This is a genomic window from Pseudomonas sp. EA_65y_Pfl1_P113 (assembly GCF_963970525.1).
In the GTDB taxonomy this organism is placed as follows: domain Bacteria; phylum Pseudomonadota; class Gammaproteobacteria; order Pseudomonadales; family Pseudomonadaceae; genus Aquipseudomonas; species Aquipseudomonas tritici.
In genome coordinates this window covers 1-499 of sequence record NZ_CAXAQM010000412.1, presented here as the reverse complement: position 1 = coordinate 499, position 499 = coordinate 1, and the positions used below count along the sequence as shown (strand labels likewise).

Here is a 499-nt window from a genome sequence, read left to right as displayed (position 1 = left end):
GATCACACCCTCGACCTGCTCGTCCGACATGGTCGGGCCGATCGGTAGGCTGACGACCTCACGATGGATTGCCTCGCTGATCGGCAAATCGCCATCACCATACCCCAGATCGGCGTAGGCAGGCTGGAGATGCGGCGGGATCGGATAATGGATCACCGTGCCGATCCCCTCCCCGCTCAGTCGTTCAACGAACGCGGCACGGTCAGGATGGCGCACAACATACAGATGCCACACCGGGTCGGCCCAGTTCGGCACAAATGGCAAAGTCAGGCCCGTTGCGGCAAGCCCGGCCGTGTAGTGGGCGACAATATCACGACGCCGCGCATTGTCGGCATCGAGCCGTGCGAGCTTCACGCGCAGAAACGCGGCATGAATCTCGTCCAAGCGGCTGTTATAGCCGATTACCTCATTGTGATATTTCACCTTTGAGCCGTAGTTGCGCAATGCCGCCACCTTGTCGGCCAACGCATCATCGCCGCAGGTGATTCCGCCGCCATCC

General features: G+C 60.9%; 1 protein-coding gene. It reads right to left on the bottom strand.

Annotated features, from left to right (window positions below):
* The coding region (locus tag AACY52_RS30325) for a DegT/DnrJ/EryC1/StrS family aminotransferase (RefSeq protein ID WP_339561382.1) at nt 1-499 on the bottom strand (499 nt) is incomplete at both ends.